Below are 529 nucleotides of genomic sequence, written 5' to 3'. Positions count from 1 at the left end.
ACGGGATGCCTCGCTGCAGGGCTCCTTCACGAACACCTGCATCGCCGACTCCCACAACGGCGCAAGTTGCGACGGACAGGGCTCGGGCTACAAGCGCGCGGACCTGGAGTCGGCTGGCTTCGTGGCGGGAAAGATGCTGCCCCTGGGCACCAGCGGCCTGACCTATGACCTTCCCCTGGTGGAGCCGGGACAGCCCGACAATGCCACCGGGGAGGGACAGACGATCTCCCTCGACCTCGGTGCCGGTGCCACCAGGATCTCCCTGGTGGGAACGGCGACGGAGTCGGACAAGGATCTCAAGGGCGTCCTCACCTTCACCGACGGGAGCACCCAGGAGATTCCGCTGCAGTTCGGCGACTGGGTGGGCAAGGCCGGCAACCCGGCCTTCGGCAACTCCGTCGTGGCGGTGTCGAACGGACGCATGATCGGGACCAGCCCTGAGGCCGGAAACCCGAAGCGGTCGGCAGTCTTTGCCACCGTTCCTGTCGAACTGGCCAAGGACGCGGAGGGAACCGTGAAGACGGTTGTC

Annotated in this window: 1 protein-coding gene; it reads left to right on the top strand. The window is 66.5% G+C overall.

Features of this window, described 5'->3' with window-relative positions; all coding sequences use genetic code 11:
- Positions 1 to 529: hypothetical protein (locus FK530_RS26205; RefSeq protein ID WP_205124288.1), on the top strand; the 529-nt coding region annotated here is incomplete at both ends.

The sequence above is a fragment of the Tsukamurella conjunctivitidis genome (assembly GCF_007858475.1).
Classification (GTDB): Bacteria; Actinomycetota; Actinomycetes; order Mycobacteriales; family Mycobacteriaceae; genus Tsukamurella; species Tsukamurella conjunctivitidis.
Note: the sequence above shows the minus strand (reverse complement) of the source record. Positions and strands in the feature narration are given on the sequence as shown.